This window comes from Oribacterium sp. P6A1 (assembly GCF_000702885.1).
Taxonomy (GTDB): Bacteria; Bacillota; Clostridia; order Lachnospirales; family Lachnospiraceae; genus Oribacterium.
Genome location: NZ_JNKO01000002.1, coordinates 222,258 through 240,811, shown reverse-complemented (window position 1 = coordinate 240,811; position 18,554 = coordinate 222,258). Strand labels below are relative to the sequence as shown.

Here is an 18,554-nt window from a genome sequence, read left to right as displayed (position 1 = left end):
CCGGAAACCGGACGCCCTGACTTTAAAAAGTATTCCGAATTACTCTTCGATACCTGCCATTTCCTTAATGGACTTCATAGCGAATGTAAGTGTACGTCCGCAAGCGATTCCGGCCATAAGGCAAGGATAGTTGTTTGCGAAGAAAGAACCTGACATATCACCGCCGATGTAGAGACCAGGAATTGCATTGTTCTCTGCATCAAGAGCCTGTGTCTTCTCGTTGATTGAGATACCCTGCTCTGTTGTAAGGAGAGATGCTCCAAGCCAGCATCCGTAGAAAGGAGCTGTCTTGATAGCTGAAAGACGAACCTTCATCTTACCGAAATCCTCATCCTCCTGCTTGTCATAGAGCTCATTGTAACGCTCAACTGTAGCAAGGAAGTTCTCCTTGTCCTCATCCTTGAAACCAAGCTTGTCAGCAAGCTCCTCGATTGTGTCAGCCTTAAAGATAAGGCCCTCGCCCTCTTCTCCGTACTGCTCAAGCTGCTTGTCTACATAACCGGGGATGTTTCTTGACTGAGCTGAACATCCGATAGTATGGAATCTCTTTATATCCTCCATGTAGTTGGCATCCATGATCTGGGCATAAACATGACCAGGCTGATGAGCTGCTGCATAAACGATATCGTTGTATGGGCTTGACTCATTAGCGAAACGAACACCGTGACGGTTTACCTTAAGGAATGGCTGTGTTCCGGGATTGTACTGTCTTACAGTTCCCGGGAACGCCTTTCCTGCAAATGATGACGGACTCTCAACATATCCGGAATCAACACCCGGAGCTACGAGACCACGGTCAAAGAGCATAGGAGCTGACTCTGCATCAAGGTGTGCACCTGCCCAAACCGCTGCACGGATTCCGTAACCCTTATCAGCAGGGCTGAAAGAACATGCTGTTGTAACAGATGTTCCAAGAGGATCAAGCTGCTCCATCATGAATGGGTTGCCGGGATATCCGCCACAGGCAAGAAGTACACCATCCTTTGCATTGTAACGAACAAGGTCTCCGGACTCTGTCTTCTGAGCGATAACGCCTGTTACTCTGCCTGTATCATCCTTCTCAAGCTTTACAAGAGCAGTCTTGAAGTCTACATCATATCCTGCCTTCTGGATAACCTCGAGGAATACTTCATTTCTCTGCATTCCATACTCAGACTCTGATGCTCTGTAGTTGTGCTCCTGCTCAGGGAATACAAATGTTGTATTCTCATCGCTGTCCGGCCAACGTGCCTCCTCACCTGATGTGAAATCGCACTTCCAGTTGTATGGCTCATTCTCAAGAATACCTGCTACGAAGTCATGCATAGCTGCAGACTCATCAAGCCATACCTTTACTACTCTCTGATCGCACTTTCCGGATGCATAACGGCTGATCTCGGAAAGAAGCTTCTTCTTATCAACAGATGAACCGGCTGCCTTTGCTGCTGAACTGTTGATAGCTCCGTACCAGTGACGTGTATCCTGAACAACAGCATTCTGCTCGATCACACGGAAGTTAAGTCCCTTTGATGCTGCATAAGCTGCTGCCATCATACCTGCATTACCTGCACCAACAATAAGGATATCTGTATCAACTGTCTCCTTAACGTCTGCATCGTCAACTATAGGCTCCTCGCCAAGCCAGTCCTCATCGGAACCTGTCGGAATAAGATCGCCTGTTGCTGCAACAGCCTCGCCCTTTGCCTGTGCAATACAGTTTGCAGCTGCCTTCTTAACGGCATCTGATGTGATAGTTGCGCCTGAAACAGCATCGAACTCTGCTGCCTGTGCATCCATAAGAGCCTTCTCAAGATCAGGAACAGCAGCGCCTCCGATTGATGGTGTCTCACCATCAGCATTGATCTTTACCTCTGTGATGGATGTCTCATCAAAAGTCATGGTAACTGTAACCTTTGAGCTGATTCCATCAGCTCCGGCTGTATAAGTACCGGGTGTGTAGATGGCAGCTCCTGCTGCGGCTGTCTCGGCTGCTGCAGCTGTTGTTTCTGCGGCAGCGGCTGTTGTTGCGGCAGCTGTTGTTGCCTCAGGAGTATCTCCTGCTGTACATGCTGTAAGAGAACCTAAGCCTGCGATTACTGCAGTTGCACTGATTCCCTTGAGAAAGTCTCTTCTCGTAAGTTTTTCTGACATAAAATATCCTCCCAAGATATCTGCAAAATATTATAATAGGAATTTATAATCCCATCGATAACGTTTATACATTATATCTAAAAAAGTAATGTTTTCCTATTGCTTTTTAGTTTTTTTAATCATTTTATAATATTCGTTTGACATAAGCTTAAAATCAGATAACTTGTTACGATATTTCTCTTGTTTTTAATCGCACCAAATAAAGAAATCAGCTTCATGGGATGTAATCCGTCCCTCGCATTACATCCCATGAAGCTGATACAGAACTTATATTATAAAGCCCGGGAACAATCTCCGCATATCTTCCGGAAGCGACGCAGCGAAACTGAGCTTTTCTCCCGTTATGGGATGATTGAATTCAAGTTTATACGAATGCAGAGCCTGTCTCTCCATGAATTCGAAATCCGGATTATACAAAAAATCTCCTGTAAGGGGATGACCTGCATACTTCATATGGACACGAATCTGATGGGTTCGCCCGGTCTCAAGCTTTATACGAAGAAGAGAAAGATCCTTTTCACTGTCGTATGACAGCACCTTAACATGAGTGACCGCATCATCCCCCCTGTCAAAATCCACTATACGTTCCACCACCGATTCTTCCTTTCTTGCAATCGGAGCAGAAATCGTGATATCAAAGCCCTCTGTTACGGCAGGGTACATTGGCATGAGATCTCCTGCATCCCCCTGACAGATCGCAAGATATTCCCTGTGAACGGAACGTTCTCTGACCATATCTCCAAGCTTTGCTGCAGAAAGCATATTCTTTGCAGAGATCAAAAGACCGCTGGTGTTCTTGTCCAGACGGTTTATCACACGATTCACATAGGTATCAAACCCAAGTTTGTGATGAGTGTACCAGGAAAGGGCATTGGCAAGGGTATTCTCATGATGCCCTATTGAAGGGTGAATAGGCATATCTGACGGCTTGTTTATGACCATCAGATCCTGATCCTCATAAACTATGGAAAGGGGAATCTCGGATTCAGTCACATTTGGACTGTCCTCTGTTTCCAGAATGTTGCAGCGAAGTACATCTCCTTCTTCCAGCGTCTGCCTGAGCCATGTCTTCCTGTCATTCAGCAGCAGTCCGTCAATGTCTGCGGGCTGCACAACTGTGCCGGTATTCCTCAGGTGATAGATTACGTTTTTTGAAAAACCTTCGGAACGAAGAAAAGCCTCCACGGTTTTACCGCGGAAGCTTTCAGGAATTATATAGGTGATTACTCTTAGATTTTTAGACATTAAAATAATTCATCCCGATGTGTATCTTTTGAATCTCATTAAGCTCATTCAAAATGGAAGGTATCCTTGAGACCAAGCCACTTCTGATCCTTATCTGAGAGATTAAGAGGTGTTCCGTCAGAAAGAGTATATCCCTCGGCAGAAGCATTGCCCTTATACTCGCCCGTGAGAGTAGGCCACTGGATGTTTATCTCAGGATCATTCCATGCAAGACCGCCCTCGTCTCCCGGATGATAAAAATCTGTCACCTTGTAGCAGAACTCGGCAACATCCGAAAGAACAAGGAAACCATGAGCGAAGCCCTCTGAAATATAGAACTGCTTCTTATTCTCCTCGGTAAGCTCAACACCGAAATACTGACCGTAGGTCTTTGAGCCCTGACGAAGATCAACAGCTACATCATAAACAGAACCCTTGATGACACGAACAAGCTTGCCCTGGGGGAACTCCTTCTGGAAATGAAGTCCGCGGAGAACTCCCTTTGTGGACATGGACTGGTTATCCTGAACGAATACCATATCAAGACCAGCATCGTGCATATCATTCTGATTATATGTTTCCATGAAATATCCGCGGCTGTCGCCGTGAACTGTTGGTTCGATAACATAAAGGCCTTCGATAGGAGCCTTTGTTACTTTTATCTGTCCCATATTTTCTCCTTAAAACGTAAACGTACAAACTGTGTCTGTCAAACAGACTGAACCATTATAGAACGATAAAACAAAAAATGCCATATCAGAGTTTTATTTATTGCGGCACCGGCAGAACATAAGCGGACCAATACATAGGATTTTTATCTGCTGCAATGCTGATTTCGACATAGGATGTACAGTAAAAAGCCGGGTGTTTCAGCAATTCACATTCTATACAGGGAATTCTCAATATTATATTAATATGTTTTACCCTGTACCTGCCTTGTTAGCAAAAACTAACTTTTATTTTTCGGAATATCGCGAAATATTTTTTCGATAACTATTGACTAAACATGTTATCAGGACTAGAGTGGAAATAAATTAATAATTGTTATCATTTTAGATGGAGAGTTATGGATGAATTATTCAAGACAAAGAGAAGAGGTTCTGGAACAACTCAGCTGCCATATTGATCATCCCACTGCGGATGTGATTTATTCAGAACTCAGAGAAAAGGATCCCACTATCAGTCTTGCCACAGTTTATCGTAACCTGAAGCTGCTTGCACAGAACGGGTCTATCAGAAGACTGACTTTCGTTTCGGGGGCGGATCATTTCGAGCATAAGCTTAATCCCCATTATCATTTCGTGTGTGATTTCTGCGGGAAAGTAATCGATGTGCCCATGCAGGTGGCAGAAACATTGGACGAAGCCGCTTCTCAATATATATCAGGAAAGATCACCGGTCATGATCTTGTATTTCATGGTATATGTGATGAGTGCAAAGCTGCGGAAAAACTTTCAGTCCGGGATGATGACAGATTATAACGTCGATAAGCGTCAAAGACGCTAAATAAAAGAAAAGGAGATTTCTAGTATGAAGACATGGGTTTGTTCAGTATGCGGATACGTTCATGAGGGTGACACACCACCGGAGGCATGTCCTCTTTGTAAGGCGCCTGCATCAAAGTTCGTTGAGCAGTCAGGTGAGATGACATGGGCTGCAGAGCACGTTATCGGTGTTGCTGCTGACGCTCCTGAAGATATCAAGGCAGATCTTCGTTCAAACTTTGAAGCTGAGTGCACAGAAGTCGGTATGTATCTTGCCATGTCAAGAGCTGCTTTCCGCGAGGGATACCCTGAGGTGGGCGAGTACTACAAGACAGCTGCATTTGAAGAGGCTGAGCATGCAGCAAAGTTCGCAGAGCTTCTCGGTGAGTGCGTTTCCGCATCAACCAAGGAGAATCTGACAGTTCGCGTTAAGGCCGAAAATGGAGCTACAGCAGGTAAGGTTGATCTTGCTACGAGAGCCAAGAAGTTAAACCTCGATGCTATTCATGATACCGTTCATGAAATGGCTCGCGATGAGGCAAGACACGGCAAGGCATTTGCAGGACTCCTGAAGAGATACTTCGGCTAATATAAAGCCTTGTAAATCAAGCATTTCCAAGAGGGAAGGGAGAAATCCATTCCCTCTATTTTTATGTCCTGCTGCCGCACATGTGTCTTTTGCGGTGTCCTGCTGCCTGCTCCCGTTCCATTAGGATAGAAAAATGTGTCCTTGAAAAAAGTGTCCTAAATTTACTGTTACTGTTGCTCTGATATTTGAACCAACTTATAAAAGCTAGTGCGCTTTGTGTCGGTTAGTTCCATTGCTTTTTTAGCTGTGATTTCACCTGCCTTCCAAGAGGAATAAACTTCATTCCAATTATTAGGAAATTCAAGTGCGGGACGCCCTAAACGCTTGCCGTTCTGTTTTGCTGCTGCGATTCCTTCGGCCTGTCGCTGTTTTATCGTTGTGCGTTCCTGTTCTGCGATAGTTCCCAACACTTCTATCAAAATGTTGTTTACCATCTCAAAAACCCATTCTTGACCTTCTGGTAAATCCATCATTGTTGTTGGTAAATCGATGACCTTTACTCGAATGCCGTTTTCCTTGAAATACTGTAACTCATTATGGATATCTGTTTTGTTTCTTGAAAGTCTGTCAAGTGATTTCACAACTAACGTGTCACCACGCCTTAGAATTGCATTTTTAAGGGCTTGATATCCTGCGCGGTCTAAATCCTTGCCGCTTTCTTTATCGGCTATTATATCGCGTTCTGACGCTCCAAGAGCGGTGAATGCTGCAATTTGTCTGTCAAGATTCTGGTCTTTGCTTGATACTCTTGCATAATAGTATGTGCGGCTTTCCATGTGGCGCGTTCCTCTCTTTCATATTTCTATGTTCGTATTGTGTCAAAAGTGTTCGTAAATGTCAATACATTATACGAATATATTCGTAAATACAAAAATATATTTTACGAACGAGAAAAACGCATTGTTTTCACGTGTTTGTAAAGGTGTACTCTTGCGAACAGGCAAAGTAAAAGCGGGACTCGCGTCCCGCTTTTAATATAATTACAACCCAAGCAATTGGTTCTTTTTTGCGTTAAATTCCTCTTGAGTAATAATACCAGCATCTAGCAGCCCCTTGAACTTTAAGATTTCATCTGCCGCCGAAGCTTCTTTATGTATAATTGTTGTTACTGAATTTTCTTTTATTTTTTCTTTTGCAATTTTAAGTGCATCCGTGAATTTTTTTGTAATTCTATCAACTTCTTCTTTCTTCAAGTTTAGCATTCTTATATCATCATTTCCGATTGTTTCTATTTGTACGCTTCCTAGTAAAAATCCTTTACTGGGATTTATGGAAGATACATTATCAATTAGAATTGATGTACAAGATAAACTGTTTGTTAAAGTACTCGTGCCTCCGCAAAGTAAAATCCGTTTAGTTGTAAAGATAACAACGCATCCTATAATATCTGGAGCGTTCCTCCTTTGAAGAGGTTGACAATTTGCAACCGCAAGAGTCTCTTCATCACTATCCAAGTAATTAACAGCTAATTCAATATGTCCTCTAAGGGTTTTTCCGAGCTTTTCATTGAAATCTGGAGTATATCCCATTGTTTGGCCCAATAGACCAATGATTTCATCAAACGTATGAACCATTATTTACCCCCTCGTCTAACAATTTCGGAAAATGTATGCTTTACAATATTAGGTGTACCTTTCATTTTGATGTACCGCGCGACAGTTGAACCACTTCGCCCCATCTTCCTTCCAACAGCAGCATAATTGCCAAGTTCTGAATAAAGGCGGTGCATTTCAACTATTTCTTGCGGCGTTACACGCGGCGCGCCCATTATTTTGTATTCCGAACAGGCTTATCTGCTACCTTCAGATGCTCATCTGTATTTGACATGCAAAAATCCCAAGTTTCTTTGAGGTAGGACTTGAAATCATACTGCTTAGTTCCGCCGCCATCCTTTATTATGCGGTTAAGTTCTTTAAGTTTGTCAGCATAATTCCAAGGTACAGTGATTGTTTTTTTATCGGTGTCTAAAATAATCCTCATATTTCGCTCCTTTCTAAAAGCAAAACTATTAAAACAAGCGCATTGTATTGCGTTGCGTTACATCGATATAATAATTATATTTTTTTACGCACAAATCGTCAATATCACATGCAAAGCAATGATAATATGTGTGATTTTAGCGATTTTGCACAAAAATCATGCATTTCATTGCGATTGCTGTAAATTGCTACGTTTTTTCATCAAAAACACGCGTAATGCATCAAATTGACATGCATATACATGCAACGGGTAACGGTGTGGCAATATAACTCATGGTGTCGCGCTTGGTCACGCAAAACTTGGATAGGAGTACAAAACCAAGCTTTTCCCGCATTATACCGCCCCCATGTACTACGAATGTTTGCGATGCTGCGACAAAATGCCCTTATTCGATTTTTATAAAAATATTTTGTATTATAAATATAGAAAAATAAAGAAAGGAGGAAAGACCAATGGCGAAAATGTCAAATGGATTTTATCAAGCGGTGCTGAATGCTCTTGTAAAAAGCGGTGACGCTGCATTAACACTTGCATTTTAGCGTGAAATGATACATCAGAGGTTACTTGACCAATAGGAACGAGAACAGTTAATAGAAGAAATTGCGTCAAGAGTTATTGATAGAATCAGCGGTACTGTTGACGTTACAGATATAGTCAATCAAATTGACGAATTGAATAAAGCAATTGACCGTCTAGGAAAAAATTAAAAATAACTATGGGCAGCGGCCGCCGTTCTGTGTGCTGCTGCCTTATTAAAGATAAAGGAGTATATTATAATGCCTCGAACTGTAGCAAATCAAAGAACAGTTTATGTTCACAGAGAACGCGCCACTTCTGACTTCTTAGGTATCAAAAATTCTAATTGGTAGGCTGCGGCACGTGATTTAGGCGCACATGCTTTATTGCTTTATATGTACTTTGCATCAAATGCTGATGGCTATGCGCTTGCACTTTCTCCTGCTGCCATACGGCAGGCTGTGGGAATGCCACCTCAAACTTATCGAGACCAATTTTTGAAGCTTTTAGATAAAGGATATCTGGTAGATAAAGGACATAATCATTATGAATTTCATGAACGGCCTCAAAACGTGACGCGTGATGATGTATAGCACACGGATAACGGTTTGTTCTTTGAAGATGATACTTTTTGCGTTGCCGCAAAAACGTATGATGTACAGAAAAGCACGGCTGATAGCAGAGAAATAAATATAAATAATAAAAATAATAATATAAATAAGCAGCAGGAGAAGCAAGCTTCTCCCGCTGTTGAGAAATTCATATTCTAAGAAAGGACACTTCAAAATGACAGAAAACGAAATGATTGAAAGCCTTACATAGGTTTGGACTAATATGACTATGGATAAGGATAGAACAGCATACAGCAAGATGCTTGTGCTTCTGGATAACATGTATCACTATCTGTGGAATGATTTACAAATAGAATATCCTATCGATGATATTATGGCAGCAGAAGGAGATTTTAACTTTTGAAATACTAAAGAGCGGGAAAACGAGTCCCGCTCTATTTTTTATGTTCTGCTGCCGTCTGTTGCCGTTGCCGTTCTTTAGTTCTTATGCTTTACATGTGGTTGATATTTTTCAAGAGGATATCAATTCCTGCTTTAGATACTGCAAGATAATAGCGTTCTGTTACCTTGCCGCTTGCGTGTCCCATCTGGTTACAAAGAATGTGTGTCGGTGTATTCATGTTTGCAAGCTGTGTTCCGTAAGTATGTCTCAGAAAATGATATTTGAAATTGATTCCCTTTTCCTTTAAAGTGCGGGAATGGAATTTCATAGAATTTACGGTCTGGATTTTTCCATTCGGCAGGCAGTTGACTAATTCTGTACTTGAAATCAATTCCCCGTCAATATCGGTAATGATAGTTTGGTTCTGTTTGCGTAAATCCTTTTGATTTTTTTCGGCATCTAATCTCTGCTGCCATGCCTGCTGCAAATGCTGCTTTATTTTATCGTTTAAATAAATAGTGCGTCGCGCATTTCTTGTTTTTAGTGATACAAGCTTTATCAATCCGTCTTGATACTGCATTTGCCTATCAATAATAATCGTACCTTTATCTAAGTCTACATTTTGCCATTTGATGCCGTAAGTTTCATTGATGCGTAAACCGCACATGCGCCCTAACAGATACGCGGTTTCCGCATTTGTACCGCTGAAATATTCGTCAAGTTGGTTTATCTCTTCTGGACTAAATGCCACAATATCAGTATCTTCATCAATCTTCATTTTAGGCATTGTGATTCTGATATCTTTATTCACACATAATTTGTTGTATGTTTCTGAATTGATATAATTGTGTGAATACGCCTGACCAAAGAGCAGATAGAAAACTTTCAAAAAACCTTCAACATATCCGTATGCGCGACCTTCCACATAGTAAAGTTCTGCTAGATAATCGTTAATTTCTCCAACACTAATATCGTCAACAAAGCGTGAGCCGAACTTTTCGCAAATATGATTTTTCCATAAGCTGTTTTGCTTTCTAATGGTAGAATAGGCTTTCCCTTTCATGCTATGTTCGCTGTATTCTTTAAATACATCACTCAAAGTCATACGTATGTTAGGTTTTGTGTTTAATTGCGCCTCAAAGTCTAGCATAGCGCGTTCCCTTGCTCTAATAGCTGCCTTTTGGCTGCGTAAAGGATTTCCTTCAATATCTTTTGTTCCCTTACGATTTACACGCTTATCATTAACTGTCTTTGTAAATCTCCAAGCCCAATTCCCATTATCAAGTTGATAAACTCCAAGATTAAAATGTTCCGACATGCTTTTTTCCTCCAAAAAGACACTTGTGGGACACTTTTTTCTATGTTAATCTTGTATTTAGTTGGAACACATGTGTTCTGAACACTAATGAAAGGAATGCCGAAAAGTCAAGCATTTGCGAATGTGGAGCGAAGCGGAACATTCGATGAAATGGCTCGCGATGAGGCAAGACACGGCAAGGCATTTGCAGGACTTCTCAAGAGATACTTCGGATGATAGTCCGGTCTCTGTAGGTAGTGTATATGGATAAAGACAAGGATTTCACTACAAAACTGATGGCGTTTACATTCTTCTATGCAGTGGTCATATATGTCTTTTGCCTGGGATTTTACTTCTGGGACAAGCATATAAATTACAAAGAAATCAGCGGATAATTGGGGGTCTGTTGATTTCTCAGATACATTGAGGATGTAAATCTAAGCTTTATGGAGAGGGAACGGAGTGATCCGTTCCCTCTTTTAAAAAAACGAAGCAGCAGTCAACACTCTCTTGACCGCTGCTTCATTTTACTATTAAAGATCCATCCCGGAGAGCTCTGCGAGTCTGGTAAATACCTCTCCTATCTTGTCGTTTATCACCAGCGTATTCTGAGCCGTTCTTCTGAGACTCAGCTCATCCCTGTTGATGATAACCAGATACTTCCCTTCAAAATAGTTGATGTAGGAAGCCGCAGGATATACCGTTAGGGAAGTTCCGCCGATTATGAGCATATCTGCCGAAGCTATGGCATTGACAGACTTTTTCACTTCTAACTCGGGAAGGCTTTCCTCGTACAATGTTATGTCGGGGCGAATGATGCCTCCGCAGTCACAGTGGGGCACCGGCTCTTTGGAACAGAATATATGATCTATAGGATATTTCTTTCCGCAGCTCATGCAGTAATTCCTGAGAGCACTTCCGTGAATCTCATAGACCTCTTTGCTGCCGGCTTTCTGATGGAGTCCGTCAATGTTCTGTGTGACCACCGCCTTAAGTTTGCCTGTCTTTTCAAGTGCTGCAAGATACTTGTGGGCGTTGTTCGGTTCAATGTTTCTGGTATCCATTTTCTGTCTGTGAAACTCAAAGTAGACCTCAGGCTCAAGTACAAGACAGCTATGGCTGAGAAGATACTCAGGCCTGTACTTTTCAAACTGAACGTCATGCTGGTTGTATAATCCGTCCTTACTTCGGAAATCCGGCACTCCGCTCTCGGTGGATACTCCCGCTCCTCCGAAAAAGACAATGCTGTGAGACTTATCGATCATCTCTTTTAGTTCCAACACCTTCTGTTCGTCCATTTTTTCCTCCTCTGTAAAAGCGGTTCCTATAGTCATTTAAAAGTCACTATGAAAACTCTTACCTTTTAAAAAATCCCTTGATGAGGCCTATAATGCTGATGTTCCCTGCTTCCTTCATGGCTTCCTGTATGGAATCGTCACTCTGGGCTTTTGGATTGTAGATCTTATCCTCTGTAAACACTCTGTCCATCTTTATGTCATTCTGATCCGTTGGCACTTTTTCAGAAAGCAGCTCCTCATAACAGAGACAATACTTATACATGCTCTGTCCCTTGAGCCATCTGTCGTAAAAGCCTGCTCCGTGTCCCAGTCTTCCTCCCCATCTGTCAGCCGTAACGCAGGGCACCACTGCCAATGCTATCTTATATCCGTCTATCACCGGAAGCCCCGGCTTTGGCTCAAGTATGCCCATGGTCCCCACCTGAAGATCGTCCCAGCTTTTTATCTGTACTGCCTCCATCCTGCTTTCTTTTATGGAAATGCACCTGGGAACCGTGACCATCTTTCCCATCTGCCATGCCGTCTCTATGATGGTCCTTGTATCCGGTTCATTCTCCATACTCACATAACAGAAAACAGAATCCACCTGCTGAAACACCGGATATAGTAAAAAACGTGTAGCAATGCCTGCATTGGCCCTGGCTCTGTAGTCCTCTGTAAGATTTTTGTTCTTTTCGCGGATTAATTCCCGCAGCTCTTTCTTTTCCATAATGATATTATAACCTTCCCGGCAGTATACGTCAGCCGATTTTAAACATGTTCCGATGTAAAGAAATCCGGCATTTACAGCATTTTTCTGCTGTTTCGTCCGCAAACTGATATATGACTAAATTTTATTAATTATTAATTATTTATTTCAAATAAAAATGTTTTCTTATACTTTTGATATTCACAAAGACTGACCCGAATGTTACTATTAAGTCAGAAGATAAACGAAAGGTAACTAAATCATCTGACGAGAAAGGATGATGAAGTTAGCTCACAGGCGATTATGATCGGTCGTGATCATACATAGTCGCAAAACTATATCGTAGAAAGCTGAGGGATGAAAATTATGACACCAGCACAGTTACTCGATGATATCTTAGGTTTCAGATAGGTAATTTAGAAAAATCGATAACAGCACTTCGCGTGGTCATGTTATTCAACTGAGGAGTGTTTCTCCAATCATTTAACCTTTCTGAAGTTTGAGTGTCGTCAGGATACGATGTATTTAAGTATTAAGAATTAAATCTTAGATATCTATTTTGTTTACATTTTCCAAGGTATATAAGTAGAGCGTAGCACAAAGCTTCGCCGCGTAGCGTATATGCCTAATACATAGAAGGGAGATTACCCCGTTGTATTAGATAGTTGAAAATAGAATATAGATAAGAAACTTTTAAAAATTCAAATACTTAGAAAAGGACCCTGAGGTAGGGTCCTTTGTTTTTTTGTTTTTTACTTAACCATCCCCGTTGCCAGATTGATAAGCACTTCCACCATCTTTCTCATGGAATTGATATTGAGATACTCATAGATTCCATGATAGTTTTCACCGCCGGTTGAAAGGTTTGGACATGGAAGTCCCTTGAAACTGAGCTGGGCGCCGTCTGTTCCGCCGCGAATAGGCTTTGTTACAGGCTCTACTCCTGCTTTTCTGAAGGCTTCCTCCGCAGCACTTATGAGATACATATTGTCAGGATCTATCTTCTCTCGCATGTTGTAATACTGATCCTTTATAACTATGTCGATATGCGCCGCTGTATCCTTATACTTTTCATTAAGCCTGTCGGCTGCCTGCTGAAATACCTTCTTTTTCTCCTCGAATTTCTCTCTGTCATGGTCTCTTATGATATAGCTCATTTTAGTAAGAGCTTCATCACCCTCCATACCACAAAGATGGAAAAATCCCTCATAACCTTCTGTAAGAGCCGGACGCTGATCCTCAGGAAGCAGCCCGTTAAACTCCATAGCTACGAGAAGAGCATTGATCATCTTGCCTTTTGCATCTCCGGGGTGAACATTGACACCTGTGATCTCAACCTTTCCGGAGGCAGCATTGAAATTCTCATACTCTATTTCGCCAAGAGTTCCGCCGTCAACAGTGAAAGCCACATCAGCCCCAAAATCAGCCACATCAAAAAAGTCTGAACCTTCTCCTATTTCCTCATCCGGTGTGAAACCAAGCAGGATTTCACCATGCTTTACTTCAGGATGAGTGAGAAGGTACTCTGCCATAGCCATAATCTCAGCATCTCCGGCTTTATCATCTGCGCCAAGAAGTGTAGTTCCGTCGGTCACCAGAAGATCTGAACCTATCATAGTATTAAGCTTTGGGAATGTCTTCGGTGATAAAACTATTTTCTTCTCTTCATTAAGAATGATATCCCCACCCTGATAATTCTTTATCTCCCGGGGGCTTACACCTGTATCGCTTGCAGCCGGTGATGTATCCATATGAGCAATGAAACCAAGCTTCGGTGTTGTCTCCTTCTCTTCACCATCGAGATTTGAAGGTATTCTTCCAAATACATAACATTTATCGCTCAAACGAACATCCTGTACCCCCATATCCTGCATCTGCTTCACAAGAAGTCTGGCAAGATCAAACTGCTTCTCTGTTGAGGGATGCGTTCCTGTAGTCTCACTTGACTGTGTATCAATTTTTGCATATTCAATAAATCTTTCTAAAACGTCCATTTTTCCTCCAAAATTTAAATCTCCCATCAGAGATGGGAGATTTCACTTTCATATTTTTCTGAATGTCAGGGTTGTATCTCTTTCTTTAAAATGATCTCCATCCTTTACATAACTGTCGTAATGAACAGGCTTAAGTTCTTTAAGATCATATGGTGTTTCCTGATATACAAAGTTCAGCCAGTTTGTATAAGTACAGTTTGATGTAGATCTCCAGCTAAGGATAGGTTCCTTTTCGGGATCATCATCAGTGTAATAATTTACAGGAATGTCCGGATTAAGTCCCTTCGCCATATCTCTCTTGTATTCTTTATCCAGATCATACTTATCATACTCCGAATGACCGGTGATAAAAATCTGACGGCTTGAGCAGGCAAGTATCATATATGATCCGCCTTCTTCCGGATCCACTGACTCGGCAACAACATAAAGCTCCGGATTACTTCTAACTGCCCTCTCATCTATTCCGGTGTATCTGGAAACGGGAACATAGAAATAATCATCCATTCCTCTCATGATCATCTTCTTACGATGAAGGACCTTATTACGGTAAATTCCGGAAAGCTTCTTCGGAAGCATAACCTTTCTGATTCCATAGTGGTAGTAAAGACCTGCCTGAGCACCCCAGCAGATATGGAAGGTTGAGAATACATGAGTCTCTGACCATTTCATGATTTCCTTAAGCTCATCCCAATACTCCACTTCTTCAAACGGCATTTTCTCTACAGGCGCACCCGTGATGATAAGTCCGTCAAACATCTCATTTTCAATCTTATCCAAAGTCACATAAAACTTATTGAGATGTGATGCATTGGTATGTGTAGACTCATGGCTGGCCACCTTCATAAGTGTGATCTCAGTCTGAATAGGGAAATTTGACAAAACCCTCAGGATATCAAGCTCCGTATCCTCTTTAAGAGGCATAAGATTGAGTATACATATACGAAGGGGACGAATCTCCTGTGACTGTGCACGATCTTCGTCCATAACGAAAATATTTTCACTCTCCAGAATATGCTTTGCCGGTAAATCATTCTGTACTTTAATTGGCATATGAACATCTCCTTTAATCGGGGCAATCCCCTTGATCTTTGTACTGTTCTAACCTGTACAAATGCCGTCCTTACCCTATAAAACCCGTAAATACAGACAGCTAAAGCTAGTATACATTAAAAAATCAATAATTAAAATAATTGCTTTTCATAACTATACTCTGACTACAGTTTGACAACAGTTTTGACAACAATCCAAATAAATATCATACAGACATTTATAAATATCAGACGTATGCCGATGAAAACAATATGGGTAAACAGTACGGGATGATGCCGATTTAAGATAGTTGTTGACAAATCGAGTTGACATGTTACAATATCTCGTACAAATGAATACTTATTCAGAGTCGGTGGAGCTACATAGGAGCTATGAAACCGCAGCAACCCCGGAATCCCGGAAGGTGCTAACCTGAGCGAACTAATTTTGTTTCGAACAATAAGAGGATGCTTATTATAAGCCTGTCGATTGTTCGACGGGCTTTTTCTTTTTGGATCAGACCATCTTCATCCTGATTTCATTTTCGAAACGCAAGGACGCCATGCGTCAGAAAGGATTATTTATATGTTATTTTCATCAGAGCAGGTATCTAATGGACACCCTGATAAAATCTGCGACCAGATTTCGGATGCTATCGTTACTGATATTCTTCAGCACGATAAGACAGGACGTATCGCAGCAGAGACAACCATAAAGGATTTTGAGATCACAATTCTCGGAGAAGTTACAACAAACTATGATCCCGATTACGAGACATTGACACGCAATGTTTTAAAGAATATCGGACTCACAGACGTTGATAAATACAACATCCGCCTTCTTATTTCAAAGCAGTCACCTGACATCGCAATGGGTGTTGATAATGACGGTGCCGGAGATCAGGGTATGATGTTCGGATATGCCACAAACGAGACAGAAGAGCTTCTTCCTATTCCTTATGTTCTCTCCAACAGAGCACTTCTTAAGCTCAGAGAGTTCAATATCAAGGATGGTTTCAAGCAGCTTCGTCCTGATGCCAAGGCTCAGGTATCCTTCGATTATGACACACACCGTATCGATACCTTCCTTATTTCAACACAGCATGCTGAAGAGACTTCTCTTGACAAGGTTCGCGAGATTGTTACTGCCATCATGAAGGAAACTGCAGAGGAGCTTGGTCTCAACACAGATTTCAGAGTTCTCGTTAATCCTACTGGACGTTTTGTTATGGGTTCATCCTTTGCTGATTCAGGTCTTACAGGACGTAAGATCATAGCAGATACCTACGGCGGAGCAGCTCACCACGGCGGCGGAGCTTTCTCCGGAAAGGACCCCAGTAAGGTTGACCGTTCTGCAGCATATATGGCACGTAAGATCGCAAGAGATATAGTAAAGGCAGGAAAGGCTGACCGTTGTGAGGTTCAGCTTGCCTACGCCATCGGTGTAGCAGAGCCTGTATCTGTTTATGTTGACTGCTTCGGCACAGAGAAGGAAGACCGCAACAAGATCTGGGATGAGATCAAGCATGATTACGACCTTACACCAAAGGGAATCATCAACTCCCTTAAGCTTAGAGACGTGGATTACAATCTTGTTTCAAGCTACGGACATTTCGGTAAGCCTGATCTTCCATGGGAGCAATGATTTGACACATTCTCTTCATTAGATTAAATTAGATGCAGCTGCTTCGGCAGCTGCATTTTTAGTTTATAAATCCAGGAGAAAACCGTGAAAACATCTTCAAATAAGAAAACTCCCCTATGGCATGACTGGCTGACCTATGACCTTATTTTCGGAATAACTCTTCAGATTATCGTTTTTCTGGTCGCTGTTTTTGTCTGGCACATGGGCTACCCTAAACTCACTTTTGAAAAAGCTGCTGTTCTTAATATGCTTTATCTGACTCTTTTTCTGCCCTTCTTTGTGGGTGTGCTGGGGCTGTGGGCGAGGACAAACGAGCTCCCTGTATGGGTACGGTTTTTTACAGCGCTGTCGCTTCCGGTGCTTATTCTGGGAATCACAGCTTCTGTCATACTATGTTTTATTTCTCCCTACTGCTCCAGTACTGAGAACGTAAAGCATTATATGGTAATGGATCAGAATATTGATCCGGATGCAGAACTAATCAGCAGACATATTTTTCCGGAAAGAATCCCGGGAAATGCCTCAAATATCACTTATCGTTACTATAAATACAGCAGTATCCTTGAGGACAGTTTTCATCTTAGTCTCGGTGAGGTTCTTCCGGACGAAACTTATGAGGCTGAGTGTGAACGTATCCTGAACCTTTCTGATCTCAGGGATGCAGAAATATCATCCTCCAGTGACATAACACTTATAGACAAGAAGATAAATGACAAACTGATAGTTCACATCACATTGGACAATGCCTATAACCGCATAATCTACTCCGCAGGCTGTAATGAATATCACTCATAGTTCTCCCCCTGCGGGCTTACGATTTATTCAGGTACTTCACCTCTGATATTTCAAAATATCTGATTCAAATTTATATCATCAGAAACCCGCTCCACTGGATGCAATTATAAAAGGCCGGTCAGAAAATCTGACCGGCCTTTTCAGGAAGATATTAATCAATCAGCTAAGCTGATATGATCACTTGTTGTAATTTACGATGGTGCCGAAATCAGGTTTAAGTGATGCACCACCGATAAGTCCGCCGTCGATATCCGGCTGGGCAAGAAGCTCCTTGCAGTTTCCTGCGTTCATTGATCCGCCGTACTGAATACGGATAGCCTCTGCTGTATCTGTTCCGTAAACCGAAGCGATGGTCTCACGGATTCCCTTACATACTTCTTCAGCCTGCTCAACTGTAGCTGTCTTACCTGTTCCGATAGCCCAGATAGGCTCGTAAGCGATAACTACATCCTTGGCCTGCTCTGCAGAAACATTCTGGAAAGCGATCTTGATCTGCATGTTAATGAAATCCATAGTGATTCCCTGCTCTCTCTGCTCAAGAGACTCACCGCAGCACACGATAGGCTTAAGGCCCTTCTCAAGTGCCTTTAAAAGCTTCTTATTGATGTCCTCATCTGTCTCATGGAAGTAACCTCTTCTCTCAGAATGTCCCATGATAACATACTCAACACCTGCATCAAGAAGCATATCAGCTGAAATCTCACCTGTGAACGCTCCCTTGTCCTCAAAATAAAGGTTCTCTGCACCAACATGAACGTTTGTGCCCTTAACAGCCTCAACTACAGGTACGATGTCAATTGCAGGAACGCAGTAAACTACATCTACGTCATCATTCTGTACCAGTGGCTTTAAAGTCTCAACAAGCTTAACAGCCTCTGATGGTACCATGTTCATCTTCCAGTTTCCGGCGATAATCTTCTTTCTCATAATAA

General features: G+C 42.0%; 18 protein-coding genes, 1 pseudogene and 1 riboswitch. Of the genes and pseudogenes, 7 read left to right on the top strand and 12 right to left on the bottom strand.

All coding sequences use genetic code 11. The features are described from left to right. Positions 1-39: 39 nt before the first annotated feature. The 3 genes from T515_RS02360 to rfbC all read right to left on the bottom strand — a co-directional run bounded on the left by T515_RS02360 (position 40) and on the right by rfbC (position 4,025). Complete coding sequence (locus T515_RS02360) at positions 40-2,130, bottom strand: FAD-binding protein (RefSeq protein WP_036607076.1); 2,091 nt, start codon at positions 2,128-2,130, stop codon at positions 40-42. A gap of 267 nt (positions 2,131-2,397) precedes the next feature. After that, on the bottom strand, positions 2,398-3,375 hold the full coding sequence (locus T515_RS02355) for an RluA family pseudouridine synthase (protein ID WP_036607074.1): 978 nt from the start codon (positions 3,373-3,375) through the stop codon (positions 2,398-2,400). A 44-nt stretch (positions 3,376-3,419) separates the two neighbouring features. After that, positions 3,420-4,025 carry a dTDP-4-dehydrorhamnose 3,5-epimerase gene (rfbC, locus tag T515_RS02350; protein WP_036607072.1) on the bottom strand — a complete coding sequence of 202 codons (606 nt, stop codon included), beginning with the start codon at positions 4,023-4,025 and terminating at the stop codon, positions 3,420-3,422. Between the two features lie 399 nt (positions 4,026-4,424). Between rfbC and T515_RS02345 the strand changes: the two genes are divergently transcribed. Continuing rightward, positions 4,425-4,835: a Fur family transcriptional regulator gene (locus T515_RS02345; RefSeq protein ID WP_036607069.1), complete on the top strand. Its 411-nt coding sequence runs from the start codon at positions 4,425-4,427 to the stop codon at positions 4,833-4,835. Positions 4,836-4,884: 49 nt separating this feature from the next. Further along, positions 4,885-5,427: an NADH peroxidase gene (locus T515_RS02340; RefSeq protein ID WP_036607067.1), complete on the top strand. Its 543-nt coding sequence runs from the start codon at positions 4,885-4,887 to the stop codon at positions 5,425-5,427. A 167-nt stretch (positions 5,428-5,594) separates the two neighbouring features. Here the strand turns inward: T515_RS02340 and T515_RS02335 are convergent, their stop codons facing one another. The 3 genes from T515_RS02335 to T515_RS02320 all read right to left on the bottom strand — a co-directional run bounded on the left by T515_RS02335 (position 5,595) and on the right by T515_RS02320 (position 7,407). Further along, the gene (locus T515_RS02335; RefSeq protein WP_036607065.1) at positions 5,595-6,203 is read right to left on the bottom strand and encodes a recombinase family protein; all 609 of its coding nucleotides are present in this window, start codon (positions 6,201-6,203) and stop codon (positions 5,595-5,597) included. A 204-nt stretch (positions 6,204-6,407) separates the two neighbouring features. Further along, on the bottom strand, positions 6,408-7,001 hold the full coding sequence (locus T515_RS17835) for an SHOCT domain-containing protein (protein WP_051671346.1): 594 nt from the start codon (positions 6,999-7,001) through the stop codon (positions 6,408-6,410). A 193-nt stretch (positions 7,002-7,194) separates the two neighbouring features. Continuing rightward, a complete protein-coding gene (locus tag T515_RS02320; RefSeq protein WP_036607061.1) occupies positions 7,195-7,407 on the bottom strand; it encodes a hypothetical protein in 213 nt (70 codons plus the stop codon). Between the two features lie 1,356 nt (positions 7,408-8,763). On the opposite strand from T515_RS02320, the gene T515_RS18155 reads away from it, so the two are divergent. Continuing rightward, a complete protein-coding gene (locus T515_RS18155; RefSeq protein WP_278245394.1) occupies positions 8,764-8,898 on the top strand; it encodes a hypothetical protein in 135 nt (44 codons plus the stop codon). An 88-nt stretch (positions 8,899-8,986) separates the two neighbouring features. Here the strand turns inward: T515_RS18155 and T515_RS02315 are convergent, their stop codons facing one another. Continuing rightward, entirely contained in the window at positions 8,987-10,195 is a 1,209-nt protein-coding gene (locus T515_RS02315) for a tyrosine-type recombinase/integrase (RefSeq protein WP_036607059.1), read from the bottom strand. Positions 10,196-10,333: 138 nt separating this feature from the next. Here T515_RS02315 and T515_RS18385 point away from each other — a divergent pair. Together T515_RS18385 and T515_RS18150 are read left to right on the top strand one after the other, a co-directional pair. Next, a pseudogene (locus T515_RS18385) lies at positions 10,334-10,411 on the top strand (NADH peroxidase); the annotation flags it as partial. A 26-nt stretch (positions 10,412-10,437) separates the two neighbouring features. Then, complete coding sequence (locus T515_RS18150) at positions 10,438-10,569, top strand: hypothetical protein (RefSeq protein WP_278245393.1); 132 nt, start codon at positions 10,438-10,440, stop codon at positions 10,567-10,569. A gap of 138 nt (positions 10,570-10,707) precedes the next feature. Here the strand turns inward: T515_RS18150 and T515_RS02310 are convergent, their stop codons facing one another. From T515_RS02310 to T515_RS02295, 4 genes are all read right to left on the bottom strand, one after another. Continuing rightward, positions 10,708-11,472 carry an NAD-dependent protein deacylase gene (locus tag T515_RS02310; RefSeq protein WP_036607057.1) on the bottom strand — a complete coding sequence of 255 codons (765 nt, stop codon included), beginning with the start codon at positions 11,470-11,472 and terminating at the stop codon, positions 10,708-10,710. 58 nt (positions 11,473-11,530) lie between these two features. Beyond that, positions 11,531-12,181, bottom strand: coding sequence for a 5-formyltetrahydrofolate cyclo-ligase (locus tag T515_RS02305; protein ID WP_081832623.1), 651 nt, complete (start codon positions 12,179-12,181; stop codon positions 11,531-11,533). Between the two features lie 731 nt (positions 12,182-12,912). Next, complete coding sequence (gene pepT / locus T515_RS02300; RefSeq protein ID WP_036607055.1) at positions 12,913-14,154, bottom strand: peptidase T; 1,242 nt, start codon at positions 14,152-14,154, stop codon at positions 12,913-12,915. A 48-nt stretch (positions 14,155-14,202) separates the two neighbouring features. Beyond that, positions 14,203-15,204: a homoserine O-succinyltransferase gene (locus T515_RS02295; protein ID WP_036607053.1), complete on the bottom strand. Its 1,002-nt coding sequence runs from the start codon at positions 15,202-15,204 to the stop codon at positions 14,203-14,205. Between the two features lie 336 nt (positions 15,205-15,540). Then, a riboswitch (SAM riboswitch) is annotated at positions 15,541-15,649 on the top strand. Between the two features lie 119 nt (positions 15,650-15,768). Here T515_RS02295 and metK point away from each other — a divergent pair. Both metK and T515_RS02285 read left to right on the top strand, forming a co-directional pair. Then, positions 15,769-16,827 (top strand): methionine adenosyltransferase, encoded by a 1,059-nt coding sequence (metK, locus tag T515_RS02290; RefSeq protein WP_036607249.1) that lies wholly within the window; start codon positions 15,769-15,771, stop codon positions 16,825-16,827. An 84-nt stretch (positions 16,828-16,911) separates the two neighbouring features. Next, positions 16,912-17,622 (top strand): hypothetical protein, encoded by a 711-nt coding sequence (locus T515_RS02285; protein WP_036607051.1) that lies wholly within the window; start codon positions 16,912-16,914, stop codon positions 17,620-17,622. A gap of 177 nt (positions 17,623-17,799) precedes the next feature. On the opposite strand, the gene tpiA is transcribed toward T515_RS02285, so the two are convergent. After that, positions 17,800-18,552, bottom strand: coding sequence for a triose-phosphate isomerase (gene tpiA / locus T515_RS02280; protein WP_036607049.1), 753 nt, complete (start codon positions 18,550-18,552; stop codon positions 17,800-17,802). Positions 18,553-18,554: the final 2 nt, after the last annotated feature.